This window comes from Variovorax sp. P1_H2, from assembly GCF_056405295.1.
On sequence record NZ_JBFUCJ010000003.1, the window covers coordinates 1 to 25,551 of the forward strand.

The following is a 25,551-nucleotide window of genomic DNA, read 5'->3' on the forward strand; positions in this document are numbered from 1 at the left end:
ACCCTGAACCGGCTTGCCGCCCAGACCCAGGAATCGTTTTCCGCCGTGGTGCTCGATGGCGAGGAGGTGGTGATCGTCGCCCGCAGCGGCAGCTACGGCGCGCCGACGCGGGTGCTGGCCTACGGCCTGCATCTCGGGGCCCGGCTGCCGGCCCACGCGACGTCGACCGGCCGGGTGCTGCTGGCGGCGCTGAGCCCGACTCAGCTGACCGCGTGGTTCAAGGCCCGGCGGCTGTCGCGGCTCACGCCCCAGACCATCACCCAGGCGCGGGTGCTGCGCCAGCGGATCGTGCAGGCCCGCAAGGACGATTTCTGCTTCGCCAGCGAGGAGCACGAGCTCGGCGTGCAGGCGCTGGCCGTGCCGCTGCGCGACATGCAGGGACGCACCGTGGCGGCGCTCAACGTGGTGCTGTCCGGCGGCCGCTACCAGGAGGAGGCACTGCGCCGCGACCTGCTGCCGCTGCTGTTCGAAGCCGCCCGCGAGGTTCGTGCGCTCTTGTGAGTCGCTACCATCCGGACCAGTCCAACTGCGGATGACGGAACCATGCGACTGCTGCTGCTCGAAGACGACGTGATGATCGGCGAGGCCGTGCTCGACCTGCTGCGCGCGGAGCAGTACGCGGTCGACTGGGTCAAGGACGGCGATGCCGCCGACACCGCCCTGCGCACGCAGCAGTACGACCTGGTGCTGCTCGACCTCGGGGTGCCGCGCCGCGACGGGCTCGACGTGCTGCGCGCGCTGCGGGCCCGCAAGCAGCGCATGCCGGTGCTGATCGCCACCGCGCGCGACTCGGTGGCGCAGCGCATCGAGGGGCTCGATGCCGGCGCCGACGACTACGTGCTCAAGCCCTACGACCTCGACGAACTGCTGGCCCGCATCCGGGCGCTGCTGCGACGGGCCTCGGGTCGGGCCGAGCCGGTCTACGAGCACATGGGGGTGAGCGTCAATCCGGCCACCCGCGAAGTCACCGTGGCTGGCCAGCCGGTGATCCTGTCGGCGCGCGAATGGGCGGTGCTCGAGCCGCTGCTGGCCCGGCCCGGCATGGTGCTGTCGCGGGCCCAGCTCGAGGAGAAGCTTTACAGCTGGAAGGACGAGATCAGCAGCAATGCGGTCGAGGTCTACGTGCACGGGCTGCGCAAGAAGCTCGGCGCCGACCTGATCCGCAATGTGCGCGGGGTCGGCTACATGGTGCCAAGGGAATGAAGAGCGCAGCGCTGGGCCGCCCCGAGCAAGCTCGCGCCCCCTCGGGGGGCAGCGAGGACACGCAGTGCCGAGCGTGGGGGCTCTCGTGAAATCGCTCAGGGCGCGCCTGCTGTGGTTCCTGCTGGCGGCCATCGTGCTGGCGGCCGGCACCCAGGCCTTTGTCGCTTACCGCACGGTGCTGCAGGAGGCCGATGACATTTTCGACCACCACATGCAGCAGATGGCGCTGTCGCTGCGTGCCGGCCTGCCGCCCAGTTCCACGGTCGGCGGCCTCGGCGGCGGCGAGGAGAACTTCGAATTCATTGTCCAGGTCTGGACCCTGGACGGCATCCGGATCTTCGAGTCGGCGGCCCAGGCGGCACTGCCGCAGCGCGCGGTGCTGGGCTTCTCGAACGTGCAGGCGCGCGGCACCACCTACCGCGTGTTCTCGCTGGCGACCGGGGCGCTGGTGATCCAGGTGGCGCAGGACATGGCGGCGCGCCGCCGCATGGCGGGCACCCTGGCACTGCGCACCGTCGGGCCGATCGTGCTGGCGGCGCCGCTCCTGATGCTGGTGGTGTGGTGGGTGGTGAGCCGCTCGCTGGCGCCGGTCTCGCGGGTGCGCCGGCAGGTGGCGATCCGCCAGGCCGACGACCTGTCGCCGCTCAGCGAGTCCGAGCTGCCGGAGGAAGTGCGCCCGCTGGTGCACGAACTGAACCTGCTGTTCGTGCGGCTGCGGCAGGCCTTCGAGGCCCAGAAACACTTCGTCGCCGATGCGGCGCATGAACTGCGCTCGCCGCTGGCGGCGCTCAAGCTCCAGGTGCAGGGCCTGCAGCGGGCTTCCGACGATGCGACGCGCGAGCTCGCCGTGGCCCGGCTGGCAGCCGGCATCGACCGGGCGACCCGGCTGGTCGAGCAGATGCTGGCCCTGGCGCGCCATGAGGCCAGTGCGGCGGCCGGGGCGCGGCCGGAATCGGTCAGCCTGCCCGAGGTGGCGCGCCTGGCCATTTCCGACACCGTGGCAGCGGCCCAGTCGCGCGACATCGATATCGGCATCGCGCGGGCCGACCCGGCCACTGTGCAGGGCCAGCCCGAGGCGCTGCGCACGCTGTTGCGCAACCTGATCGACAACGCGGTCAAGTACACGCCTCCCGGCGGTCGCGTCGACATCGCCATCGCGGCTGGCGCGGGCGAGGTCGAACTGAGCGTGGACGACAGCGGACCCGGATTGCCCGAGAGCGAGCGCGAGCGGGTGCTCGATCGCTTCTACCGCGCCGGCGAAGCCCAGGCCCCCGGCAGCGGCCTGGGCCTGGCGATCGTCAAGTCGATCGCCGATCTCCACGGCGCCACCGTCGCCCTGGACCGCTCCCCCCTCGGCGGCCTGCGCGTGCAAGTGCGATTTGGGGGGCGAGCTTTAAGCACTGCTTAAGCAACCGGCCCGACATTCCTTTCGTGCTCTCTTCCAACACTCGAAAGGATTCCTGATGAAAACCGGTTTGACCTCGCCCCGCGCGCTCGTGCTTTCGCTGGCCGCCGCCGGCGTGATCGGTGCCGTCGGCGCCGGCGCCTACACCAGCGCCCGTGCCGTGGCCGCGCCGCCGGCGCAGGCCATTGCCGTGGCCGGTTCCACCGCTCCCGTGGTGACCATGCCCGACTTCTCCACCATCACCGCCCGCGACGGCCAGGCGGTGGTCAACATCAGCGTCACGGGCATCACCAAGACCGCCGATGCGCAGGGCGGCCCGCAGATGGATCCGGACGATCCGATGTACGAGTTCTTCCGCCGCTTCGGCGGCGGCCAGGGCGGCCCGCGCGGCATGCAGCCGCAGCGCGAGACCCCGGTGCACGGCCAAGGCTCGGGCTTCATCCTGAGCGCCGACGGCATCATCCTGACCAACGCGCACGTGGTGAAGGACGCCAAGGAAGTCACGGTCAAGCTGACCGACCGCCGCGAATTCAGCGCCAAGGTGCTGGGCGCCGATCCGAAGACCGACGTCGCCGTGATCAAGATCGAGGCCAAGAACCTGCCGGTGCTGTCGGTGGGCAGCACCAAGGACCTGAAGGCCGGCGAATGGGTGCTGGCGATCGGCTCGCCTTTCGGCTTCGAGAACACGGTGACCGCGGGCGTTGTCAGCGCCAAGGGCCGTTCGCTGCCGGACGACGGCTACGTGCCCTTCATCCAGACCGACGTCGCRATCAACCCGGGCAACTCGGGCGGCCCGCTGCTCAACACGCGCGGCCAAGTGGTCGGCATCAACTCGCAGATCTACAGCCGCAGCGGCGGCTACCAGGGCGTGTCCTTCGCGATCCCGATCGAGGTCGCGATGCAGGTCAAGGACCAGATCGTCGCCACCGGCAAGGCCTCGCATGCCCGCCTCGGTGTCGCCGTGCAGGAAGTGAACCAGGCGTTTGCCGACTCGTTCAAGCTCGACAAGCCCGAGGGCGCACTGGTGTCGAATGTCGACAAGGGCGGACCGGCCGACCAGGCCGGCCTGCGGTCCGGCGACGTCATCCGCAAGGTCGATGGCGAACCCGTCGTCGCCTCGGGCGATCTGCCGGCGCTGATCGGCCAGAAGAAGCCCGGCAGCAAGATCACGCTCGAGATCTGGCGCCAGGGTGCCCGCGAGGAGATTTCCGCCAAGCTCGGCGATGCGGCCGAAAAGGGCACTGCCGTGGCCAAGAACGAGCAGGGCGGTGCCAACCAGGGCAAGCTCGGCCTTGCGCTGCGCCCCCTGCAGCCGCAGGAGCAGCGTGAGGCGCAGGTCGACGGCGGCCTGCTGATCGCGGACGTCGGCGGCCCGGCGGCGATGGCCGGCGTGCAGACCGGCGACGTGCTGCTGGCCATCAACGGCACGCCGGCGAAGAGCATCGAGCAGGTTCGCGAGGTGGTGGCCAAGGCCGACAAGTCGGTGGCCCTGCTGATCCAGCGCGACGGCAACAAGATCTTCGTGCCGGTGCGCCTCGGCTGAGGCGAGAGGGCCGCGGGACCGGCCGTGTGCGACTTAGTGCCGGTCTCGCGGACCCTTCCTCAAAACAGCGTGCAATAGTGCCTTGGTATTCAAATTAACCCTGAGTAACAATAAGTACATTACTGATCGAAAGGTTTCCCGGTGGCACTTCGCGATATAGCGCTGACTGTTCTTGAACTGGAACCCAATGAATTCCATTGGGTCCTGATGGAGGCAGTCCAGGCCGAATCCGAGGACTGCCTGGGATTCCGGCCGATCGACTGTTCGACCCAGGGCGTGCCGGATTACTCGGAGGCCCTTATCCAGGGCGCCTCGGCACTTCGCGTGCTGCAGGGCCTCGCCCCTTTCGGCAAGCCGAAGATGCCGGTCGGCATCGGCGAAAGCGCCTCGGCCGACCTGCCCGAGGCGGGCACGGCAGCCTCGGGTTCCTCCGGCGACCTGGACTCTTGTCTCTTCACGACCGATCACTCGATCCTGTAGTTGCTGCAATCTGTCCTGCGGGCGCCTAGCGTCCCTGGGCGTCGAAGTACATTGCCGTGACCGCGATGACCCGGGCCGCCTGCGAGCGGATCGTGCCTTGCTGCGACACGCCGCGCAGCACCAGCAGCGGCTGGGCCGGTGCGCCCCGGCAGGGGGCCGGGGATCTGCGATGCAAGCCGACCGCCGCGAACGGCAGCAGGAATCTGGCAGCGAGCGTCGTGGGATGTTGCATGATCTCGAAGTTACGCGGCCGCCGCGCTTTCGCCCATCTCTCCGAAGGAGGCTTGGCACCCCCAAGGCGACATAGACCGGAAGGGCGGCTACCGCTTTCGGCGTCAACAAAGGAGAGGAAGGAACAATGTCGAGACTGATCGTGCTGCAGAAGAATGGCTCGGCGAAGCAGGTCAACATGACCCGCACGCCTTTCGTGGTCGGCCGTGCCGACAGCTGCGACCTGGTGCTGGACAATCCGCTCGTGAGTCGCTCCCACGCCGTGTTCGAGGCCGTAGGCGAAGCGATGAACATCCGCGACCTTCAAAGCCACAACGGAACCTACGTCAACGGCCAGCGGGTCGAAAATGCCGCCCTGTGCGGCGGCGATGAAATCAAGATCGGCGGCTGCCAGATCCGTTTCCTGGCGCAAGGCGGCCCGATCGCTCCGGCCGAGGCGCTCCGGCTGGTCACCGTGCCGGGCCGGCTGGCGGAAATCGACCTGCAACGACTTGGTGTCAAATCCTGATCGGAACCCTCCGAAGGATGGAAAACAAGGAACAAAGTCACAAGGCAGACACGCCGTTCGGCTGATTCCCGTTCGCACGTTTGTGGTGCAAAGTGGCGCTCCGACGATTCCGGGAGAACAGCATGGACTCAGAGGTCTTGACCCTTGGCGCATTGGCGATCCTGGTGGCCGGCGGCTGGCTGATCGATGTCCTCAGCCACCGGGAAGCGTCGCCGCTGCAGCGCCGGATGGTCCACCAGATCAAGAAGTCGGCCGACACGATTCGCGGCGCGCCGTTGCACCGACACTGACTGTCGACGTCCGGGAGGGACGCGGGACGGTTCGTTTTGAGTGAACAATAGCGTCCATGCCCATTCGCACCCTCGTCGGCCACCTCAAGATCTGCGACGGATTGATCCTCTGGGCCGACGACGACGCGCACACGCTGCTCGACTATCCGTCGGGCGCCCTCGCGGACATGCCCTTCAGCGACGTGCTGGCGCCGGCCGCGGCGCTGGCCATGCAGTTGCCTGCGCGCGGCGCGGTCGACGGCCGCCGGGTCGTGTTGCGGGGCGGTCACGGGAACAGCATCCTGGCCGATGTGCGCGGCGAGCGGATGGAAGACCGCTGCGCGCTGTGGTCCTTCACGCCGACCGCGCGCGGCGTGCGCGGCGAGCGGCTCGACCTGCTGTCGCGGCATGACGCGCTGACGCGCTTGCCCAACCGCGTGCCTTCGGCCGACGAACTGACGCCGGCCCCGGTGCGCGATGGCGACCCCGAGCGCCTGCTGGCGGTCTGCTTGCTCGACCTCGACCGCTTCCGAGACGTCAACGACAACTTCGGCCCGCAAGGAGGCGACGCCGTGCTGCGCGAGGTGGCCCGCCGTCTCAAGGCCGCGGTGCCGCACGCTGCAAGCGTCGCGCGGGTCGGTGGCGACGAGTTCGCGCTGCTGCTGTTCGTCAACGACGCTGCGGATTGCGAGGCGCTGCTCGAGCAGATCCTGGCGCGGCTGGCGCATCCCTTCCGGCTGCAGGACCGCTCGGCGCGCCTGCGCACCAGCGTCGGCGTGTCGCTGATGCGCCGTGGCGAGCAGCCGACCGAAGTGATGCTCCAGCATGCGCAGCACGCGGTGTTCTTCGCCAAGCGGGCCGGCGGCAGCCAGGTTCATTTCTTCGACGCCGGCCATGCGCTCGAGGAACAGCAGGAACTGGAGATCCGACAGCGCATCCAGGCCGGGCTGGCGAAGCACGAGTTCCTGCTGGCCTACCAGCCCAAGGTGGACATGCGCTGCGGCCGGGTGATCGGCTTCGAGGCGCTGGTGCGCTGGCAGCATCCCGAGCGCGGGTTGCTGCAGCCCTCCGCCTTCGTGCCGATGATCGAGGATCACGAACTGGTGGAGCAGCTCGGCGACTGGGCCATCGGCGAGGCGGTGCGGCAGGCGGCCGAATGGCTGGCCGCGGGCATCAAGACCTCGGTCAGTGTCAACATCAGTCCGCGCCACCTGCTGCGGCCGGATTTCATCGAGCGGCTGTCCTTCCACCTGGGCCGCTTTCCCGAGCTGCACGAAGGCGTGCTGGAACTCGAGATCCTCGAGACCACCGCGATCAAGGACTTCGCGGCGGTGGCCGAATTCATCGGTGCCTGCAAGGCCCTGGGGGTACCGGTGGTGATGGACGACTTCGGCACCGGCTATTCATCGCTCACCTACCTTCGGCGCCTGCCCGTGGCCGCGCTCAAGCTCGACCAGTCCTTCGTGCGCGGCATGCTCGAAGACCCGGAGGACGAGGCCATCATCCGCGGCATCCTCGTGATGGCGCGCGCCTTCGGGCGCAAGACCATCGCCGAGGGCGTGGAGTCGGTGGCCCATGGCGATGCGCTGCTGGCGCTCGGCTGCACGCTCGGCCAGGGCTATGGCATCGCCAAGCCCTTGCCGGCTGCAGAGGTTCCCGCGTGGATCGCCGGGTTCGAGCGTGCGCCGCCCTGGGGCAGGGCGGCGGATTGCGCGACCTGGCGACTCTCAGGCGAGTTGAGTGGCAGGGCATAGCAGCCTCCAATGGGTTTGCAGCTGCCCGGTGCGGCTGAACGCAAAGCGGCCATCGAGCCAGGCTTGTCCGAAAAGAATCAGCATGCGCTCGTCGTAGGGCAGGGGCGTGGACGCCGGCTGCCCCGGTCCGCCGACGCGGGCGCGGACCCGCGCAAGCTCGGCGTCGAGTTGAGGCGTGGGGCCCTGTGCCTTCAGGTAGGGCAGCAGGGCGCCCGAAAAGCCGACCGGACCGGTGCCGCGCGTGGCGCCGGTTTCCGCGTCGACGAACTCCGCCATGGGCTTGTGCTGCTCCAGCAGCCGACGCGGTCCGAAGAGCGAATTGAGCAGCGGCTGGCGCGCCGGATCGGCGGCGTTGAGCATGCCGGCCCAGAGGTAGACGCGGATCGCGTCGTAACCGCCGACCGCGCCTTTCTCAGGGTCGGCGACAAAGGACTTCTCGGTGGTCGACCAGGCGCACCAATCGGGCGCGAAGCCGTGCGGCGCGACCTCGGCCAGCATGCGCACCGTGTTGTCGGCGATCTCGCCCCAAGGACCCTTGCCGTCCTGCTGCTGGAAGCGGCGCAGCAATTGCAGCGGGAGGTAGCTCGGGTTGAGGCGCCAGGCCGGTCCCGTGGCGATCGCTCGGGGCCAGGGGAGCAGCATGCGGCCAAGCCCCGGCAGCGTCGCGACTTCTTCGCTCGCGGCCACTGTCAGGACGGCGCGGCCCAGGCTCTGGTAGCGTGGCTCGTTCCAGAGCCGGCCGGCTTCCAGCAGCGAATAGGCGATCCAGAGGTCCGCGTCCGAGGCCGGGTTGTCGTCGAGCACGCCCCAGCTGTCATCGGGCCGGCGGCCCCATTGCCAGGCGGGCAGGCGCTTGGCCAGGTTGCCCGCGGCCAGGTTCGTCTCGGTCCATTCGAGGATGCGGGCGAAGGCGGCGCGGTCGTTGTGGACCAGCGCGAAAAGCAGGCCGTAGGACTGGCCTTCGGAGGTCGAATGCCGCTTTGGCGCGTCGAGATCGACGATGCGACCATCGGCCTGGAGGTGGCGCGCCGCGAAGGAGCTCCAGTCGGTTGCCGGCAGGCAGGCCCCGTTGATCTGTTGCGCAGCGGCCGGCAGGGTGGATGCCAGCGGCAACAGGGCCAGGCCGGCGAGCCAGCGGCGACGGTCCATGGCGGTGGGATCGCGCGGGTCGGGCGAGGGAGTTCGTGTCATGGATGGGCCGCGCCGCGCTCCGCTTTCCGCCACGACCACGGCGGCATCGGCTGCGGATCTCGCCACAGTCCGGCGCGCCTGGCCTTCGCCTCGAACTCGGCGAATTCGTACTGCCCCCGCTCCTCGGGCGATTGATCGCCCGCATAGCTCCGGTACCACCATGCCATGCCGACGGTCACCATCGCCAGGCCGGCGTCGAGGGTCTTGGGGCCGTCGGGCGCCGATGCCGGCGCGACCATCACCTTGCAGACGCTGCGCGCGTACCGGTCGGTGCCGACGCAATCGAGCCGGGCCGATTTCCCGAACACCATGCCGGACAAGGCCTGCTTCGCGCGCATGCCGAAGGACTGGCGCCTCTCCGGCGCGTCGATGCCCTGGAGGCGCACGTGGAGGGGGGCTCGGCCCTTGCGGCCAATGCAGCGGGCGGCAACGGTATCGCCGTCGACCACGCCGACGACCCTGCAGGATTCAGCGTGCTGCCCGGCCTGCGAGGCGATCGGGAAAAGAAGACAGAGGAGGGCGAGAAGGAGATGCATGCGCAGTGCGGTCGGCGGATTCGGGGAGGCCTCGATGTTAGTGTCCGCAGCCGAGCCATTGGCCCCGCCCCAGCTTGATCACGGGACTTCGATCTCAGAGGCCCCAGCGCAGCACCATCGGATCGAGACGGCGGGCCGTTTCGATCAGACCCTTTCGGGTTTGCGGGTGCATGGGGGGCCAGGGGTGGCGCGGCGCTTCGCAGGCGATCACGCCGCCTTCCTTCATCAGCGCCTTGGCGGCAAGGAAGCCGGCCTGGCGGTTTTCGTAGTTGATCAACGGCAGCCAGCGCTGGTAGAGGTCGAAGGCCTTGTCGCGATCGCCTGCGCGGTGCGCCTCGATGATGGGGCGGATGCCGTCGGGGTAGCCGCCGCCGGTCATCGAGCCGGTGGCGCCGGCGTCGAGGTCGGACAGCAGCGTGATCGCTTCCTCGCCGTCCCATGGACCTTCGATCAGGGCGCCTCCCAGGCGGATGAGTTCGCGCAGCTTCGATGCCGCGCCCGCCGTTTCGATCTTGAAGTAGGCGACGTGCTCGATCTCCATCGCCATGCGAGCCAGGAACGGCGCCGACAGCGGCGTGCCGCTGGCCGGCGCGTCCTGGACCATGATCGGGATGTCCAGCGCATCCGACAGCCGCGCATAGAAGGCCTGGATCTGCGGCTCCGCCACCCGGAATGTCGCTCCGTGGTAAGGCGGCATCACCATCACCATTGCCGCCCCCATGTCCTGCGCGCGGCGGCTGCGTTCGGCACAGACCCTGGTGCTGAAGTGGGTCGTGGTGACGATCACCGGCACGCGGCCTGCGACGTGTTCGAGCACCGTGCGCGTCAGCACCTCACGCTCACCGTCGGACAGCAGGAACTGCTCGGAGAAATTCGCCAGGATGCAGATCCCGTCGGACCCTGCATCGACCAGGAAGTCGATGCACCGCTTCTGGCTCGCGAGGTCGAGCTCGCCCGATTCGGTGAAGGTGGTCGGCGCGACCGGGAAGATGCCCCGGTACCGGGCCTTGCCCTTCACGGACTCACCTGCCCGCCGTTGCCCAGCGCTCGGGCCGCCGCGGCGCCTATGCCCGTGCTGGCGCCCGTGAGGAGGGCGGCCTCGTTCTTCAGATCATTCATGTCGAGTCTCTTGGGATGAAGGGATGGAAGAGACCGCCGCTGCCCTGGCGCTCAGAGCGCGGCGGCAGCGATTTCAAGTTGCGTGAGGCGCCGGGCCATGCGGCCGACGAAGTTCTGCGTGACATGCGGCAAGACGCGCTGCGTCGGCACCAGGATGCCCACCTGCAGCTTGTTCAACGCCGGCAGTTCGAAGGGCCGCCAGAGCAGGTCCCCATGCCGGAGCTCTTCGATGAAGGCGATCTTCGAGAAGCAGGAAATGCCCTTGCCGCCCATGATCAGTCGCTTGAGCAGGGGGGTCGAGTTGCAGGTCGCGGCGGGCTCCATGTCGTCCCAGAAGGCGGCAAATTCGGCTGAAAGCGAGGCGCTCAGCACCGGGTGCGAGCTCGAGCGCAGGAACGGATATTTGGCGCAGTCCTTCAGCGACACGCTCGCGTGCTTCGACAGCGGATGCCCCGGCGGCATGACCACGCCGATCGGCAGGCTGGCCGTGGCGATCGCCTCGATGCCGCCGGGCAGCCGGCTCACGAAGGTGAGTCCGACGTCGGCCTGGCCCGACATCACGAGTTGGGGAATCTCCATCGGCTGGGTCGAGGTGATGGTGTAGGTGACCGCAGGGAAGATCTGCAGGAACTCCTCGACCGCCGACGGCAGCAGTTCCTCGAAGAACGAGTCCATCGCCGCGACCTTGACGTGGCCCGTGCGTTCGCCCTTGAGCGCATCGAGCTCGGTGCGCATCACCTGGAACTGGTGCAGGGTTTCCTGCGCGTGCTTGAGCAGCCGTTCGCCGGCGGCATTGAGGCGCAGGCCATTGGGCAGGCGATCGAACAGCTCGACGCCCAATTCGTCCTCGAGCTTGTGGATCTGCCGGTTGACGGCACTCGCCGCCACGTAGAGCCGCTCGGAGGCCTTGCGGACCGAGCCGGCGCTCGCCACTTCGATGAAGTACTTCAGAACGATGGCGTGCATCAGCCAGCCCTCCCGAAAGAGCCGGCGTCATCCCACCGCCCGGGTGCTCGGTGCTTCCTGCGCGATGCGCGGATGGTCGCAGGCCAGGCGCCGTCCGTCGGCGCCGCCCGGCGAGCCCAGGGCGCTGATCTCGATGCCGAAGAACTCGCGGTTGATGGCCGTGTAGTGCTGTAGTTCGGGCGGCAGCCGAAACTCCTCGTAGATCGCCTCCGTGGGGCAGGCGGACACGCAAACGCCGCAGTCGATGCATTCATCCGGGTGAATGTACAGAGTACGCGCGCCCTCGTAGATGCAATCGACGGGACAGCACAGCACGCAGGCGCCGTCCTTGCAGTCGATGCAGGCCGTGGTGATGACGTGGGCCATGGCAGTTGTTCGCGTCGGCGATGGCCGGCCTAGCGGCCTTGCCACTGGGGCTTGCGCTTCTGCTGGAACGCCAGCACGCCTTCGTTCGAGTCCTCGGACTGCAGCGCCGCCACCAGCGCCGGCAGGCGCATGCCGTGGGCCTGGGCCGGCGACATCGTGCCCGTGAGCCGCACCACCTGCTTGAGGGCCCTGAGCGACAGTGGCGCACAGGCCAGGATCTGCTGCACCCAGCGCTCGACGGCGCCGTCGAGCTCGGGGCGCGCCACGACTTCGTTGATCAACCCCATCTCGAGCGCGCGCCGCGCCTTGACCCGCTGCCCGGTCAGCATCATGGCCATGGCCTGGCGGTACGGGATCTGGCGCTGCAGCAGCAACATGCCGCCGTCCAGCGGCAGGCGCCCGACCAGAGGCTCGGGGAGGCCGAAGCTGGCGTCCTCGCAGGCCACCACCAGGTCGCAGCCCAGCACCATCTCGAAGCCACCGCCGAGCGCGAAGCCATTGACTCTCGCGATCACCGGCACGTTGAGCGTCTCGCGCAGCGCGATCCCGCCGAAGCCGCCGGGGCGCGACGCCGCCCAGTAGTCGACGCCCTTGAGGTTGGACGTGTTCTTGAGGTCGGCGCCGGCGCAGAACGAACGTTCGCCGGAACCGGTCAGCACCACGACGCGGATGTCGTCGCTGCGTTCGATGTCGTCCCAGATGCGCACCAGTTCGGCTTCGGTGGCGAGGTCGACCGCGTTGAGCACCTCCGGACGGTCGATCGTGACCGTTGCCACGTGGTTCGCGACTTCGAAGAGAACGCTCATACGCCGGCCTCTTCGATCAAGGCACGCGCTTCGGCCAGCACCTCTTCGGTGTGTTGCCCGAGCTTCGGCGGCTCGCGCCGCAGGCCGGTCCGGGCGCCGGACATGTGGATCGGGCTGGCGATGAACTTCAGCGGCCGGCTGGCCGAGGCCTCGCCTTCGAGGATCATTTCGTTGTGCAGGGTCTGCGCATCGACCAGGGCCTCGCGCATGTCGCGCACCGGCGCCGAGAGCAGGTCCTGCGCCTCGAGCCGGGCCAGCCAATAGGCACGCGTGTTGCTCGCGAAGCGCTCCCTGAAGATCGCATGCAGCTCAGCCTTGTGCCTGAACTGCGCGGCCAGGTCGACGAAGCGCTCGTCCTGCGAGAGGTCGTCGATTTCCAGCGCAGTGCAGATGTCGCGCAGCGGATGCGCCTTGAACGCGCCGACCAGCACCAGCGACCCGTCCTGCGTATCGAAGACGCCCGACAGCGGCATCGCGGCCCAGTTGACCTCCGAGTCCTCCATCATGATCATCGCGGCCTCCTGCATCTGCATGGACAGCATCGAGTCGTACAGCGAGACCGCGATCTTCTGGCCTTCGCCGCTGCGTTCGCGCTGCAGCAGCGCGAACAGGATGCCCTGCACCATGTGCATGCCGGCCGTGTAGTCGGCCAGCGCGGTCGGGTAGATCGAGATCGGCACCGCGGCGTCGGCGCGCCGCGCCATCACGCCCGACAGCGCCTGCGCGAGCACGTCCTGGCCGCCCTTGTGCGCATAGGGGCCGGTCTCGCCGAAGCCCGTGCCCACGGCGTACACGATCCGCGGGTTGATGCGCCGGCAATCCTCGTAGCCCAGCCCCAGCCGCTCCATGACACCGGCGCGGAAGTTGTTGGTGACGACGTCGGCATCGGCGATCAGCGCCTTGACCAGGTCGACCTGGGCCGGATCGCGCAAGTCGATCTCGACACTGCGCTTGTTCCGGTTCAGGCTGCAGAAGATCGGGTTGTCGTTGCCGGCGACCGGCGCGAAGGTCGAGCGGCTCAGGTCGCCCGCGCCCTTGCGCTCGATCTTGATCACGTCGGCGCCGTGGTCGGCCAGCATCTGCGTGCAGACCGGGCCCATCATGACTTGCGTGAAGTCGATCACGCGGATGCCGTGCAGCGGCAGGTGTTGGGTCGTCGTGCTCATGCGGCCTCCGCGAACGAACGGGCGATGGCCGGGATGTCGGCATTCGGGCCCTTCTGGTCGCCGGGGTCGGCGCCCTGTGCGCGCAGCGTGCGCTGCAGCTTGCCGATGTCGACGTTGCGCACCGACACGCCCGCGTTCACCGCCAGCGCCGCGGCGACGCCGGTGGCCTCGCCCATCGCCATGCAGGGCGGGATCTCGCGCGAGACCTTCTGCGCCGCCGAGGTCGCCGAGTAGTGGCGGCCGGCCACCAGCAGGTTCTCCACGCTGCGGGGCAGCAGGGTGCGGTAGGGGTAGTAGTAGTCGCGGCCGCGCGCCACGCTGTCCTCGAAGCGCACGCGGTGGGCCACGTCGTCCTTGGTCATCACGTACTCGCCTTCGAGCAGGCGCGTCTGCCGGATGCCGGTCTGGGGCGCCATGTCGATCATGTAGCAGTTGCGGAAGCCGGGGAGACGGTCGCGCACGAACTCGACCACCTTGTGGATCGTGTTGCGGCCCTGCACCTCGGCGCGCGTCAGGTCGGCCACCTTGAGGCCGTCGAGGCCCGCCATGTGCGGGCAGTTGCACCAGACCACGCCCGGCAGCGGGGTCTTGAGCCACCAGTATTCCCAGGCGCCGCCCAGCAGGTGCTTGACCTCCCGGTCGATGGCCTGGAAGGCCTGCGGCTCCTCGTTCTCGAAGCGCTCGGCCTCGTCGGTGTCGACGCCGCCGAGGCGGAACACCGTGGTCACGATGTAGGCGCCGCTGGTATGCGGAGCGCCCGCCGAGGCCGCGACGTCGAGGTCGCCCGTGGCGTCGATCACCACCTTGCCGAGAATCGCCTCGCGACCGCTCTTGGTCTCGCAGACCACGCCCTTGACCTGGCCGTCTTCGACCAGCGTGCGCGAGAACCACGAATGCAGGCGCAGCTCGATCCCGGCCTGCTGCACCATCTCGAGCGAGGCGCGCTTGAAGGCGTCCGGATCGAAGGCCGCTGCGAAGCAGATCGGATGCGGCTTCTCCTTGCTGTGGAAGTCGAAGGTGCCCCAGCGCTTCCAGCGCCGCACCGCGTCGGGCAGGCTGCCCCATTCGTGCTGCTTCGGGTACTCGGCCAGGCCCGTCGCGGCCATGCGCTCGATCATCTCGAGGCAGATGCCGCGCACCGAGATTTCCTGCAGGTGGCTGTCCCACATGTCGTCCAGCACCAGCACCATGCCGCCCGAGGCGAGGCCGCCGAGGTGGTTGTAGCGCTCCAGCAGCGTGACGCTGGCACCGTTGCGTGCAGCGGCGAGGGCCGCGGCCTGGCCGGCAGGCCCGCCGCCGACCACCACCACATCCGATTCGGCTGCCACGCGAATGTCGTGCGCAGACTCATGCATCCAGTCGCCAATACGGCTCATAACGATTCTCCTGATTTGAATTTCGAGGGGCGGCGGCGCGCTGGCCACCGGGTCGCACTGCGAGGTGCGAGGTTCAGTGCGTGCTCTCCGGATGCCATCGGATGATCCAGCGCTCGGCCAGCGTGACCAGCAGGAAGAACAGGCCGGACAGGCTCGCGCTCATGACGATCGCGGCGTACAGCAGGGGCGAGTCGAAGTTGAAGGTGGCCTGGAGGATCATGGCGCCGATGCCGACCGTGGCACCCACCCATTCGCCGACCACCGCGCCGATCACGCACATCGATGCAGCGATGCGCAGCGCCGAGAACAGGTAGGGCAGGGCGTTCAGCAACCGCAGGCGGAAGAAGATCTCCGCCTTGCTCGCCGACAGCACGCGCATCAGCTCCATGGCCTGCGGGTTGACCGATTCGAGGCCGCGCACCATGTTCACGAGCGTCGGGAAGAAGCACACCAGCGCCGCGATCGTGATCTTCGGCTCCATGCCGTTGCCCATGATGAGCACCAGCACGGGGGCCTTGGCCACGAGCGGGACGGCATTGAACATCAGCACGACGGGAAAGAAGATGTCCTGCAGCGTCTTGTTGTGGACGAACACCGTGGCCACCGCGATCGCCGCGAGGTTGCCGATCAGGAAGCCGCCGGCCGCTTCGAGCGCCGTGGGGATCAGGTTGTCCAGCAGGACGGCGCGCTTGGCATACAGCGTCTCGACGACGGCCCAGGGCGTCGGTGCGATGAAGGGCTTGACATCGAAGAGGACGATGACGGCCCACCACAACACGATGAGGCCGCCGATGCCGAGCGCCGGCAGGATGCGGCGTCGCCACAGGCGGCGGCGGCGTGCCGCCGCCCAGGCGAGGTATTCGGAGTCGGCCGGCATGACTGGCAGGCCGGGCACCGGCGTATCGATGGAACTGGTGGTCATGGCAGCCTCAGCAGGTTTCCAGCACGCGCCGCAGGTGGGCAGTGAGCCGGACGAATTCGGGTGTTTCGCGGATCCCGAGCGTCCGGTCCTCGGGCAGGTCGACCGTCACGATCTCGCGGACGCGGCCCGGATTGGCCGCGAGCATCAGCACGCGCTGGCCGAGGAAGGCCGCCTCGTGGATGCTGTGGGTGACGAACAGGATGGTCACGCCGGTGTCCTTCCAGACCCGGCGGATCTCCTCGTTGAGCCGGTCGCGCGTGATCTCGTCGAGCGCGCCGAAGGGCTCGTCCATCAGCAGGATCTTCGGATCGCTGGCCAGCGCGCGCGCGATCGACACGCGCTGGCGCTGGCCGCCCGACATCTCGTGGGGCCAGGCGTGCGCCCGGTCCTTGAGGCCGACCAGTTCGAGCAACTCCTGCGGCGAACGGCGGCCCTTGCGGCTGGCGCCGCCACCCACCTGCAGCGGCAGCTGGACGTTCTGCAGCGCCGTGCGCCACGGCAGCAGCGCCGCGTCCTGGAACACGAAGCCGATGTCGCGGTTCTTGCGCGCGGCCTGCGGCGAGGTGGAGAGCACATCGATCTTCCCGCGGCTCGGCGCCAGCAGGTCGGCCACCACGCGCAGGAAGGTCGACTTGCCGCAGCCCGAGGGGCCCAGCAGCGTCAGGAACTCGCCCTGCGCGACGTCGAGGTCCAGGCTCTTGATCGCGGTGACATCGCGGCGCTCGGTGAAGAAGCGCATGCCGATGTCGCGGCACGAGATCGCCGGCGCGGCGTTCAGTACGGCAGCCATGGCCTCAGGCCTTCATGCGGTAGGCGGCGGTCGACTTCAGTGCATCGAGCGAGATGACGTCGTCCACCTTCGGCGTGCGTGCGGTGAACTGGCCGAGGTCCGAATACATCGAGATCTGCGCCTGCCAGACGGCGGGATCCATGGCGCCCCAGCCCTGCGTCTGCGCGAGGCCGCCGAAGGCGTACTCGAGCATGACGTCGACCGCGACGCGCTCGTCCTCGCGCTTGAGGTTCGGATATTCCTTCACCAGCAGGTCGACCGCCTGGTCGCGGTTGGCCTTCACGTGCTGCCAGCCGCGCGATGTCGCACGCACGAAGGCATCGATGACCTTCGGCTGCGTCTCGAGCGTCTTGGTCGTCGCGTAGTAGGGCAGTGCATAGAGCTGCACGCCGCCGTCCCACAGCGTCAGGTCGGCGCGGTCCGGACCCAGTGCCTTGAGCGCCGTCGTGCTGGTGAGCCAGCCCGTGACCACGTCGACCTGGCCGGTCAGCAGCGGCGCCATGTCGGAACCGACGGTGATGACGGTGACGTCCTTCTCGGCGATCTTGTTCTTTGCCAGGAGGGCGCGCAGCAGGATGGCCGCGGTCGAGGGGATGCCGACCTTCTTGCCGACCAGGTCCGCGGGCTTGCGCACCGGATTCTTGGCCAGCGAGAAGAAGGTGAACGGATGTTTCTGCGCGCCGACGGCGAAGCACTTGATCGGCAGGCCCTGCGAGACCGCCAGCATCACCGAGGGGCTGGACGAAACCTGGCCCACCTCGTAGCGGCCCGAGGCCACGATGGCCACGCCATCGATGTTCGGTCCGCCGGGCTGGATCGCGAACTCGATGCCTTCCTGGTCGTAGAAGCCCAGGCGCTTGGCCACCACTTCGCCGATCTGGTTGACGCCGGGGATCCACCCGAGCTGCATGTTGATGCGCGCCTTGCCCTGCGCGAGGGCGTCGATCGACAGCATGCCGCCGAACGAAAGGCCCCCGGCGATGAGCGAGGTCTTGAGAAGGCTTCGGCGACCGGGGTCCCGGAGATTGGCCATGGCAGATTCCTTTTTTGAATGCAACAGGATGAACGCGGAGACCTTGGCCCTGTGTGTGTCCACGTCATGTCGAGGGCCAGTGGAGGGAATACTAGGAGTCGCGAGCGTTGCCTCCAAGCATCGTTTTTCGTACCGGCCTAGCTAAAAGTTAGGTCGCCAACCGCGCCGGTCATCGGCCGGAAAGTCGCAGTGAATCGGCGCGAGAGGTGGCGCTCCACCCGCCTTGCTGGCGTCAGGATCGCGCTGCTAAGCTCGCGTCCGGCCGGCGACTGCCGGCCACGCTTTGGACCCGGGTCTGTCTGTCCTCTGAAAGGAGCCCCGATGTTCGCTGGTCACCTGGGTGTCGGCTTGGCCTTGGGACGGGCCGAGCGACGGGTGAATGTGGGCGTGTTCATTGCAGCCGGGCTGCTTCTTGACGTGGTGTTGTGGCTCTTCGTGCTGCTGGGCTGGGAGTCCGTCACGCTGCCTGCCGACTTCGCCCGCACACACCAGGCGGCATTCGTGTTTCCCTGCTCGCATGGATTGTTGGCCGCCATCGGCTGGTCCGCCTTGGCGGGAGCGGCGGCCTTCGTCTCGTATGGGCGCCTCGGACCTTCGAAGATGCGCGTCGCCGTACTCGTTGCCGCGGCTGTCTTCTCGCATTGGCTCCTGGACGCCCTGGTTCACAGGCCCGAAATGCCTCTGGCCGGTGCCGATTCGGCGAAAGTGGGCGTTGGCCTTTGGCAGAACATGCCTGCAGCCCTGGTCGTCGAGGCCGCCATCGTGGTGCTCGGCCTTTGCCTGTTCATTCCTGGATGCCACTTGTCTCGCGGCAGGCGGGTCGCACTCACCGTGCTGTCGCTGGTCGCTCTCGTGTTCACCGTCGTCGGCATGACGATGGCGCCGCCTCCGCCTTCTGCGCAGGCCATGGCGGCCAGTTCATGGGCGGTCCTCGTCCTAGTTTGCGCGCTGGCAGGGTGGTTGGCGAGGCTGCCTCGTGGAGCGCCTGGATGAGCCCTGCGGGCAAGTCAATGGGCAGTGCGGAAACCTATCGTGGCTGGCGACCGTACGCGATGGACTGCACCACGCCCGAGCGCAGGTAGACGGTGGCCAGCATCTCGCCCGGTCCGCGCTCGTACAGCCACTCTTCGATCTGCTGACACGGCACCACAGCGGATGCGAAAGGCTCTGGAACCACATTGAGCGTGCCGCCGTAGTACACGGGTGCACAGTAGGTATCGGTGAGCACCGGTTGACCGCACTTGTAGATGACCGACAGGCGGGAGTCACCCTCCGCGACGATGCCTCCAGCGCACCGCAGCGACTCCGCAGGTGCCAGGCATGGCAACCCGACCAAGACCGAAACGCCCGCGAGCTTCAGAAGATTCATTGCCCTTCTTTCCATTGCGCCTTGCCATTTTGCGCCCCAGCCGCACCCGCTGCACTGTTCGCCGGGATATGCAGTGCAGCACGCTGGCGTGTGGGAGAAGAGGCACGGCGAGCTCGCATCGACCCGCAGGAGTCGCTTCATTTGCCCGTCGACGAAGAAGCTTCGGCATGCACCGCTGGTCGAAGATGGTGTCTGCTCGCCATCTGGATTGCCGCGAAGACGCCGGCCATCACCAGCGCCAGCAGCAGCCCGGCGGCGATGTCGGACGGAAAGTGCAGGCCGACGTAGATTCGCGCCCATCCGGTCGCCAGGCTCGCTGCGAACAAGCCGGCACCCAGCTTTCGCAGGGCCGGACGCAGCAGGCAGGCCAGCGCGACCGTGAACATCACGCTCGCGTGCGCGCTGGGCATCGAGCCGCGGTCGCCGTGATGGACGTAGGCCGGACTCAAGCCGAGCATGAAGGGCCGTGGCGTGCCGAGCGCATGGGCGATCGCGTGGGCGATGATGGCCATTGCGGCCGCGGCGACCAGCACGGCCATCAGGTAGCTGCGCTCGGACGGCCTGTGCCAGGCCGCCCATCCTGCAAGGACGACGCAAATCCAGGGGCCGCCGACCGCAATGGCCGACATCAGCGGCGGCAACCAGGCGATGGGGTGGTAGCCGGCGGCGATCCAGCCGAAAAGGGCGAGGTCGAGCGCCTTCATGCCGGCCTCCCGAAGCGGGGAGGCGGCGCGGTGATGAATGTGAACACAACTGAACCTTTCGAGTCACGAAATGAAGAACCGGCCGCGCGACGCGCGCAGCGGGCCTCGACGCCATCCCGGGCGTCGTGATTCAGTTCGGACAGGGCGGAGCAGTCTCGGGCGGCAGACGGTGCCGGGGGGCCGTGGGTGGGGGTGGCGAAGCCCCGCTGGTGTTGAGAGGCCGGCGGCGACCGGCGCTCCGGAAAGCGCTCGGCATGGACGCGGCCGACACCAGGAGCGGCAGCAGGAGCAGAACCAGGGTCAGCAGGTGGTCGATGCCTTGCTGGAACGCCTGTGGGAGATCGATGCTGGCGGCGTGAGGAACATAGACGGTGGTCTCGACGTCGCCGGGAAGACCGTCGTCGTCGGCCTCCAATTCGACCGACATGGCCGCGCTGTGAACGTGGATCTCGCCTTCGTCCTCGAGGCCATCGCGGGAGGAGTGGGCGCCGATCAGCGGCTGTGCGGCGACCAGCAACAGGCCGACGATGCACCACCACGTGCATTGCCTTGCAACCAGACGACGAATCCGAGCGAGCATCGCTTCACTCTATGTGGACCTTCATGACGGGAAGCTGAATAGCCGTGCCCAGGGTCTTTCGCCTGCACAACCCTGGGTGCCAACGCGCCCGGCGACCCGACAATCGCGATGCTGCAACTCCGAATGCGTCCATGCACCTCACGAACAGCCGTTGGCGATCGATCCCGGAAGCGAGCCATTCCATTGCCATCCTGATCGGCGGCGTCACCTTGCTGCGTTTGCTGCTGGCCGCCGTGCTGCCGCTGCTGCCTCAGGAGGCCTATTACTGGAGCTGGAGCCGGCACCTCGATTGGTCCTACTTCGATCATCCGCCGCTCACCACCTACAGCATCGCGATCACCACGGCGGTGTTCGGCCAGACTTCGTTCGCCATCAAGGCCGCGGCCGTGCTCTGGTCGCTGGGCTGGAACCTGATGTGGGCCCGGCTCATCCTCGACATGTACGCCGATCGTCGCCTGGCCTTCTGGTCGCTGGCCGCGCTCAACCTGAGCCTGCTGTACGAGGCCTACGGCGTGGGGCCGACGCCCGACGCTCCCTTGCTCTTTGCCTGGGTCGCAACGATCTGGTCTGTCTGGCGCCTGAGCGAGAGCGGCGATGGCCGGTGGTGGTTCGCTGCCGGCGCGTTCATGGGGCTGTCCTGGCTGGGCAAGTACGCCGGCGTGCTGCTGCTGCCTGTGGTGTTGCTGTACCTGCTGAGTTCTCGCGAACAGCGGCATTGGCTGCTGAAGCCGCAGTCTTATCTGGCCGTGCTGTTGGCCGGCCTCATCTTCATGCCGGCGATCTACTGGAATTCACAGCACGCGTGGGTGTCGTTCGCCTTCCAGAGCAGCCGGCGCCTCGGCGAACTGGGTGGACTGAAGCCTCGCTACTTCCTTGGCTTGGTGGCGTCGCAGTTCCTGCTGCTGACGCCCTACCTGTTCGTCATGGCAATGGCGGTGCTGGGTCGCGGGGCACGTGCGGCGTTCGCGGGCAAGCTCGACGACCGCGGCCGGCTGCTGCTGCTGAGCGCCGCGATTCCGATCGTGCTCTTCACTTTCATCAGCTTTCGTTCGCTGGTCAAGGTCAACTGGCTGGTGCCGGCCTTCTGGTCGCTGGTGATACTCGGCGTGCGAGACCTGCTCGCGCGCGAGGATGGCCAGAAGCGGCTGCTGCGCGGCCTGGCGAGCTCGGCCGCCGTCTTGCTGATCGCCGGCGTCGTGCTGACGGTCCCCAACTTCCCGCTGGCCGGCGACATGAACAACTGGAGCGGCATCGATCGGGCCGCGGCGAGGGTCGACCAGATCAGCGGCGCGTTGCGCGCCGAGGGCACGGAGACCTTCGTGTTCTCGCCGAACTACAAGATCAGCTCGCTGCTGCGCTTCTATCTGCCCGGCCAGCCGCGCACTTATGCGGAAGACATCTACGGCGAAGCGGCGCTGCAGTTCGACTACTTCCCGCTCACTACGCAATTGAAGGGCGCGACCGGTCTCTTCGTTTCGGATCAGGCCTGGTCTCCGCTGGACAATGAACGACTGAAGTCGAGCTTCGACAGGATCGAGTTCGTGGACGTCATCGAGGCCAAGGCTTTCGGCAAGGTCGCGCGCCGCATCGCGATCTATCGGGGCATCAACTACAAGGGTCATCCGCGCTGGCGCGCGGCGACAGAATGAAAAAGCCCGCTACCAAATTGGTAGCGGGCTTTCCAGGGGCCTTGCGGCTTTAGTTGGCTCCTCGACCTGGGCTCGAACCAGGGACCTACGGATTAACAGTCCGGCGCTCTACCGACTGAGCTATCGAGGAACAAGCCTCAGATTATATATTCACCGGATGGGCCGAAATCGCGCACGCGCACCGGTCTCCCGGGAGACAGGCGAGGGTGCCAAAGCTGCTGGCGACCATCGAGGCCGAGACGAAAAAAAACGCGCCTGCATGGGCGCGTTCCTGGGAAGCATCCGAGTGGAGATCGGATGCAGAGCCGAAGCTCTTCTTGAGATTGCCGCTGTGAACAGTGTTCACAGCGGCTTGAGTTTGGCTCCTCGACCTGGGCTCGAACCAGGGACCTACGGATTAACAGTCCGGCGCTCTACCGACTGAGCTATCGAGGAACAAGCCTTAAATTATAGCGTGGTTTTTGGGGCTCGCCGGCTGCCGCCCGCCAAAGCGATATTTTTCTTCAGCCAGAGACATCAGGCGGCGCGCTTGCAGATCGCCATCAACCGCTGCGCCGCCACCTCGGGCTGCGGGTCGGCGACCAGCGCGCGCACCACGGCAACCGAACCGACGCCGGTCGCCAGCACCTCGGGCATGCGCTGTTCATCGACGCCGCCGATGCCGACCTGCGGATAGCCGCGCATGAGTCGCGCATACGCCGCCAGGCGCGCGACKCCTTGCGGCGCGGTGGCCATTCGCTTCAGCATGGTCGGGTAGACCGCGCCCATGGCGATGTAGCTCGGGCTCGCGAGGTCGGCGCGCAGCATCTCCGCGTAGCCATGGGTGCTGACGCCGAGGCGAATGCCCGAGTCGCGGATGGTCTGCAGTTCCGCCGGCGTCAGGGCGTCGAGGTCTTCCTGCCCCAGATGCAGGCCGTAGGCGCGCGCCGCGATCGCGCTCTTCCAGTGGTCGTTGATGAAGAGCAGGGCATCGGTACCGCGGACCGCGTCGACCGCCGCCTGCACCTCGCGCTCGATCGCGCCGGCATCGTCCGACTTGAAGCGCAACTGCACCGTCGGCACGCCCGCACGCGCCATGCGGCCGACCCATTGCGCATCGGGCAGCACCGCATACAGGCCCAGCCTTTGAGGACAGGCCGGAAACGAGTCGTCGCGGGTCGTCGGCGGAAAGGGGCGCAGGCCGAAATCGGCCGGCGTGTCGGGCCAGGCCTCGGCGTCGAAGCGGCCGTTGCGCTCGGTCTGGGCGCGCCAGGCGCGTGCCAGGCATTCGGCATCGATGTCGATGAAACCCAGCGTCGTGCAGGCCTGCTTGGCGCCACGGTAGAGCGGGTCGTCCGACGAGAACGACGCGGCGGTGTTCGCCGTTTCGCCGAAGCGCGCGGCATGGGCCGCGACGATGGCCCGCGCGATGGAGGAAGAGTTGGTGATGGCAGTCATTGGGACGGTGCGTGATGCCAGAAAGGGGTGCCGAGCACCGGCGTGCTCGGCTGGGCCGAATCCTGCGCCGCCATGGCGCCCGCGTGGTGCGCGCTGCGGCCGGCCCGGACCGCATCGGCAAAGGCGCCGGCCATCGCGACCGGGTCCTGGGCCAGCGCCACCGCGGTGTTCAGCAGCACGCCGTCGTAGCCCCATTCCATGACCTGGCAGGCATGCGAAGGCAGGCCGAGCCCGGCATCGACCAGCAGCGGCACGGCGAGCCGTTCGCGCAGCACCTGCAGCGCGTAGGGGTTGACCGGCCCGCGCCCGGTGCCGATTGGCGCCGCCCAGGGCATGACGGCCTGGCAGCCGACGTCGACCAGGCGCTGGCACAGCACCAGGTCCTCGGTGCAGTAGGGCAGCACCTGGAAGCCGTCGCGGATCAACTGCGAGGCGGCATCGACCAGGTTCAGCGTGTCGGGCTGCAGCGTGTAGTCGTCGCCGATCAGCTCGAGCTTGATCCAGGGCGTGTCGAACAGTTCGCGCGCCATCTGCGCCGTGGCGATCGCCTCCTGCACGCTGTGGCAGCCGGCCGTGTTGGGCAGCACCGGAACGCCGAGGCGGCGCAGCAGATCCCAGAAACCGTTGTCGCTGCCCGATGCATTCGGCGTGGCGGTCTGGCGGCGCAGCGAGGCCGTCAGCATCGCGGGCCGCGCGCGCCGCACCGCCGCCTCGAGAACATCGGGCGACGGGTAGCGCGCGGTGCCGAGCAGCAGGCGGCTGTCGAAGTGCTGGCCGTAGAGGACGAGCGGGTCGTTGTCGGGCAGGGAGGTCATGGGATTTCCTTCAGCCGCCCGTCACGGGGCGGATCACTTCGATGCGGTCGCCGGCCTGCAGCACCTGCGAGCCGTAGTTGGAGCGCGGCACGAACTGCCGGTTGACGGCGACCGCGAACGGCGGCTTGGCATCGACGAGCACGAGCGCGTCCGCGAGCTTCGCGCCGGACGGCAGCGTGTGGGGGGTGTCGTTGATCAGGAGGTTCATGGGTTCGATGCGAGGCCGAAACGGCCGGCGAGCGCAGAGCGGCCGGCCGCGAGCAATTCCATCGCCACATCGAGGATCGCCGGCGCGATCATGAAGCCGTGGCGATAGAGGCCGTTGATCTGCATGACGTTCGGCCGCAGCTCGCGCACGGCCGGCAGGTTGTCGGGCAGGGTCGGGCGGCACTGGGTCGCGATCTCGACGATGCGCGCTTCCGCGAAGCCGCTGTGCACCGCGTAGGCCGCGCTCAGCAGCTCGAGCGTGGAGCGCACGCTGGCCGGCGACATGTCGTCCGATTCGATTTCGGTCGCGCCGATCACGAACAGCCGGTCGGGCTTGGGCGCGATGTAGATCGGATAGCGCGGATGCACCAGGCGGGTCGGCCGCCGCAGCGTCACTTCGGGGGCGTGGACGCGGATCACTTCGCCGCGCACGCCGCGCAGCGCCTTCCATTGCGGCCTGGCACCGAGGCCTCGGCAGTCGATCACCCGTTCGGGCTGGCCGGCCTCGCCGGGCGCGAAGTCGTCGACGGTGCGCGGCGCATGCCAGTGCAGGCGCACCCGGGGCAGCGCCTGCAGCGTGGCGAGCAGCGAGGCCAGCAAGGCGCGGTTGTCGAGCTGGCCCTCGTCGGGCAGCAGCAGCGCCTGCGAGAAGCGCCGGCCCAGCGAAGGCTCGAGGGCCTCGATGCCGGCACCGTCGAGCGTCTGCATCGCGGGCAGCTCCGGCACCACCTCGCCGGTGTGCGCGAGCACGCGCTTGAGCCGCGCCGCCTCGGCCGCATCCTGCCGGTGCCACAGCACCAGCGTGCCTTCGCGCTGGAAGAACACCGGCAGCGCGAGCGAGGCGATCAGCGTCGGCCAGCGATCGAGCGCGTAATGGCCCATGCGGACCACCGACGCCGGCGCCACGGCCGATTCGGCCAGCGGCGCGAGCATCGCGGCGGCGACCCGGGCGGCGGCGCCCTCGGCGTCCGGGCCGCCGGCCTCGAACAGGTCGACCTCGCAGCCGGCTCGTGCCAGCGCCAGCGCCAGCAGGCGGCCCATGAGCCCGGCGCCGAGCACGGCGGCGGAGCGGAAAGGAAGTTCGGTGTGCGGGTTCATCGGGATCTCAGGCGGGGCCAGGGCGCGC

The 25,551-nt window shown here is 68.2% G+C and carries 29 protein-coding genes and 2 tRNA genes; 10 read left to right on the top strand and 21 right to left on the bottom strand.

The genetic code is table 11. From position 1 onward, the window contains the following. The 5 genes from AC1D2E_RS01875 to AC1D2E_RS01895 form a co-directional block, all read left to right on the top strand. A partial coding sequence (locus tag AC1D2E_RS01875) for an IclR family transcriptional regulator domain-containing protein (protein WP_478195819.1) occupies nucleotides 1-501 on the top strand: 501 nt, incomplete at its 5' end. A 42-nt stretch (nucleotides 502-543) separates the two neighbouring features. After that, nucleotides 544-1,203 (top strand): response regulator, encoded by a 660-nt coding sequence (locus AC1D2E_RS01880; RefSeq protein ID WP_478195820.1) that lies wholly within the window; start codon nucleotides 544-546, stop codon nucleotides 1,201-1,203. An 85-nt stretch (nucleotides 1,204-1,288) separates the two neighbouring features. Beyond that, nucleotides 1,289-2,611, top strand: coding sequence for an ATP-binding protein (locus AC1D2E_RS01885; protein ID WP_478195821.1), 1,323 nt, complete (start codon nucleotides 1,289-1,291; stop codon nucleotides 2,609-2,611). Between the two features lie 55 nt (nucleotides 2,612-2,666). After that, entirely contained in the window at nucleotides 2,667-4,151 is a 1,485-nt protein-coding gene (locus AC1D2E_RS01890; protein ID WP_478195822.1) for a Do family serine endopeptidase, read from the top strand. Nucleotides 4,152-4,292: 141 nt separating this feature from the next. After that, nucleotides 4,293-4,631 carry a hypothetical protein gene (locus AC1D2E_RS01895; RefSeq protein ID WP_478195823.1) on the top strand — a complete coding sequence of 113 codons (339 nt, stop codon included), beginning with the start codon at nucleotides 4,293-4,295 and terminating at the stop codon, nucleotides 4,629-4,631. Between the two features lie 25 nt (nucleotides 4,632-4,656). Here AC1D2E_RS01895 and AC1D2E_RS01900 read toward each other — a convergent pair whose 3' ends face one another. Further along, nucleotides 4,657-4,863: a hypothetical protein gene (locus AC1D2E_RS01900; RefSeq protein ID WP_478195824.1), complete on the bottom strand. Its 207-nt coding sequence runs from the start codon at nucleotides 4,861-4,863 to the stop codon at nucleotides 4,657-4,659. 141 nt (nucleotides 4,864-5,004) lie between these two features. Between AC1D2E_RS01900 and AC1D2E_RS01905 the strand changes: the two genes are divergently transcribed. The 3 genes from AC1D2E_RS01905 to AC1D2E_RS01915 all read left to right on the top strand — a co-directional run bounded on the left by AC1D2E_RS01905 (nucleotide 5,005) and on the right by AC1D2E_RS01915 (nucleotide 7,393). After that, nucleotides 5,005-5,370 (top strand): FHA domain-containing protein, encoded by a 366-nt coding sequence (locus AC1D2E_RS01905; RefSeq protein WP_478195825.1) that lies wholly within the window; start codon nucleotides 5,005-5,007, stop codon nucleotides 5,368-5,370. Between the two features lie 122 nt (nucleotides 5,371-5,492). Further along, nucleotides 5,493-5,660 carry a hypothetical protein gene (locus AC1D2E_RS01910; protein WP_478171524.1) on the top strand — a complete coding sequence of 56 codons (168 nt, stop codon included), beginning with the start codon at nucleotides 5,493-5,495 and terminating at the stop codon, nucleotides 5,658-5,660. Nucleotides 5,661-5,716: 56 nt separating this feature from the next. Beyond that, a complete protein-coding gene (locus AC1D2E_RS01915) occupies nucleotides 5,717-7,393 on the top strand; it encodes a putative bifunctional diguanylate cyclase/phosphodiesterase (protein ID WP_478195826.1) in 1,677 nt (558 codons plus the stop codon). Here AC1D2E_RS01915 and bcsZ read toward each other — a convergent pair. From bcsZ to AC1D2E_RS01970, 11 genes are all read right to left on the bottom strand, one after another. After that, nucleotides 7,367-8,584 (bottom strand): cellulose synthase complex periplasmic endoglucanase BcsZ, encoded by a 1,218-nt coding sequence (bcsZ, locus tag AC1D2E_RS01920; RefSeq protein ID WP_478195827.1) that lies wholly within the window; start codon nucleotides 8,582-8,584, stop codon nucleotides 7,367-7,369. The genes AC1D2E_RS01915 and bcsZ overlap by 27 nt on opposite strands. Beyond that, nucleotides 8,581-9,033, bottom strand: coding sequence for a thermonuclease family protein (locus AC1D2E_RS01925; protein WP_478195828.1), 453 nt, complete (start codon nucleotides 9,031-9,033; stop codon nucleotides 8,581-8,583). The genes bcsZ and AC1D2E_RS01925 overlap by 4 nt, the downstream gene beginning before the upstream one ends. A gap of 181 nt (nucleotides 9,034-9,214) precedes the next feature. Beyond that, complete coding sequence (locus AC1D2E_RS01930; protein WP_478195829.1) at nucleotides 9,215-10,138, bottom strand: dihydrodipicolinate synthase family protein; 924 nt, start codon at nucleotides 10,136-10,138, stop codon at nucleotides 9,215-9,217. A 152-nt stretch (nucleotides 10,139-10,290) separates the two neighbouring features. Beyond that, nucleotides 10,291-11,205 carry a LysR family transcriptional regulator gene (locus AC1D2E_RS01935; RefSeq protein WP_478171528.1) on the bottom strand — a complete coding sequence of 305 codons (915 nt, stop codon included), beginning with the start codon at nucleotides 11,203-11,205 and terminating at the stop codon, nucleotides 10,291-10,293. A 27-nt stretch (nucleotides 11,206-11,232) separates the two neighbouring features. Then, nucleotides 11,233-11,571: a ferredoxin gene (gene fdxA / locus AC1D2E_RS01940; protein ID WP_478195830.1), complete on the bottom strand. Its 339-nt coding sequence runs from the start codon at nucleotides 11,569-11,571 to the stop codon at nucleotides 11,233-11,235. Between the two features lie 29 nt (nucleotides 11,572-11,600). Further along, nucleotides 11,601-12,377: an enoyl-CoA hydratase-related protein gene (locus AC1D2E_RS01945; RefSeq protein ID WP_478195831.1), complete on the bottom strand. Its 777-nt coding sequence runs from the start codon at nucleotides 12,375-12,377 to the stop codon at nucleotides 11,601-11,603. Beyond that, nucleotides 12,374-13,543: a CaiB/BaiF CoA transferase family protein gene (locus AC1D2E_RS01950; RefSeq protein WP_478195832.1), complete on the bottom strand. Its 1,170-nt coding sequence runs from the start codon at nucleotides 13,541-13,543 to the stop codon at nucleotides 12,374-12,376. The genes AC1D2E_RS01945 and AC1D2E_RS01950 overlap by 4 nt, the downstream gene beginning before the upstream one ends. Next, the gene (locus tag AC1D2E_RS01955; protein ID WP_478195833.1) at nucleotides 13,540-14,919 is read right to left on the bottom strand and encodes an FAD-dependent oxidoreductase; all 1,380 of its coding nucleotides are present in this window, start codon (nucleotides 14,917-14,919) and stop codon (nucleotides 13,540-13,542) included. Before AC1D2E_RS01955 ends, AC1D2E_RS01950 begins: the two co-directional genes overlap by 4 nt. Nucleotides 14,920-14,992: 73 nt before the next feature. Next, a complete protein-coding gene (locus AC1D2E_RS01960; RefSeq protein ID WP_478195834.1) occupies nucleotides 14,993-15,841 on the bottom strand; it encodes an ABC transporter permease in 849 nt (282 codons plus the stop codon). 7 nt (nucleotides 15,842-15,848) lie between these two features. After that, a complete protein-coding gene (locus AC1D2E_RS01965) occupies nucleotides 15,849-16,631 on the bottom strand; it encodes an ABC transporter ATP-binding protein (RefSeq protein WP_478195835.1) in 783 nt (260 codons plus the stop codon). 4 nt (nucleotides 16,632-16,635) lie between these two features. Continuing rightward, on the bottom strand, nucleotides 16,636-17,664 hold the full coding sequence (locus AC1D2E_RS01970; protein WP_478195836.1) for an ABC transporter substrate-binding protein: 1,029 nt from the start codon (nucleotides 17,662-17,664) through the stop codon (nucleotides 16,636-16,638). Nucleotides 17,665-17,985: 321 nt separating this feature from the next. Here AC1D2E_RS01970 and AC1D2E_RS01975 point away from each other — a divergent pair, with 321 nt between their 5' ends. Continuing rightward, entirely contained in the window at nucleotides 17,986-18,657 is a 672-nt protein-coding gene (locus AC1D2E_RS01975; protein WP_478195837.1) for a hypothetical protein, read from the top strand. Nucleotides 18,658-18,691: 34 nt separating this feature from the next. On the opposite strand, the gene AC1D2E_RS01980 is transcribed toward AC1D2E_RS01975, so the two are convergent. The 3 genes from AC1D2E_RS01980 to AC1D2E_RS01990 form a co-directional block, all read right to left on the bottom strand. Continuing rightward, nucleotides 18,692-19,033 carry a DUF2845 domain-containing protein gene (locus AC1D2E_RS01980; protein WP_478195838.1) on the bottom strand — a complete coding sequence of 114 codons (342 nt, stop codon included), beginning with the start codon at nucleotides 19,031-19,033 and terminating at the stop codon, nucleotides 18,692-18,694. A gap of 137 nt (nucleotides 19,034-19,170) precedes the next feature. Then, a complete protein-coding gene (locus AC1D2E_RS01985) occupies nucleotides 19,171-19,737 on the bottom strand; it encodes a phosphatase PAP2 family protein (protein ID WP_478195839.1) in 567 nt (188 codons plus the stop codon). 130 nt (nucleotides 19,738-19,867) lie between these two features. Further along, nucleotides 19,868-20,317: a hypothetical protein gene (locus tag AC1D2E_RS01990; protein WP_478195840.1), complete on the bottom strand. Its 450-nt coding sequence runs from the start codon at nucleotides 20,315-20,317 to the stop codon at nucleotides 19,868-19,870. Between the two features lie 131 nt (nucleotides 20,318-20,448). Between AC1D2E_RS01990 and AC1D2E_RS01995 the strand changes: the two genes are divergently transcribed. Further along, nucleotides 20,449-21,966, top strand: coding sequence for an ArnT family glycosyltransferase (locus AC1D2E_RS01995; protein WP_478195841.1), 1,518 nt, complete (start codon nucleotides 20,449-20,451; stop codon nucleotides 21,964-21,966). 54 nt (nucleotides 21,967-22,020) lie between these two features. Here the strand turns inward: AC1D2E_RS01995 and AC1D2E_RS02000 are convergent. The 6 genes from AC1D2E_RS02000 to AC1D2E_RS02025 form a co-directional block, all read right to left on the bottom strand. Further along, nucleotides 22,021-22,096 (bottom strand) — tRNA-Asn (locus AC1D2E_RS02000). Nucleotides 22,097-22,325: 229 nt separating this feature from the next. Next, a tRNA-Asn gene (locus tag AC1D2E_RS02005) sits at nucleotides 22,326-22,401 on the bottom strand. 81 nt (nucleotides 22,402-22,482) lie between these two features. Further along, complete coding sequence (locus AC1D2E_RS02010; RefSeq protein WP_478195842.1) at nucleotides 22,483-23,403, bottom strand: thiamine phosphate synthase; 921 nt, start codon at nucleotides 23,401-23,403, stop codon at nucleotides 22,483-22,485. After that, the gene (locus AC1D2E_RS02015) at nucleotides 23,400-24,218 is read right to left on the bottom strand and encodes a thiazole synthase (RefSeq protein ID WP_478195843.1); all 819 of its coding nucleotides are present in this window, start codon (nucleotides 24,216-24,218) and stop codon (nucleotides 23,400-23,402) included. The genes AC1D2E_RS02010 and AC1D2E_RS02015 overlap by 4 nt, the downstream gene beginning before the upstream one ends. A 10-nt stretch (nucleotides 24,219-24,228) precedes the next feature. Next, a complete protein-coding gene (thiS, locus tag AC1D2E_RS02020; protein ID WP_478195844.1) occupies nucleotides 24,229-24,426 on the bottom strand; it encodes a sulfur carrier protein ThiS in 198 nt (65 codons plus the stop codon). Continuing rightward, nucleotides 24,423-25,523, bottom strand: coding sequence for an FAD-dependent oxidoreductase (locus tag AC1D2E_RS02025; protein WP_478195845.1), 1,101 nt, complete (start codon nucleotides 25,521-25,523; stop codon nucleotides 24,423-24,425). Before AC1D2E_RS02025 ends, thiS begins: the two co-directional genes overlap by 4 nt. Nucleotides 25,524-25,551 lie beyond the last annotated feature (28 nt).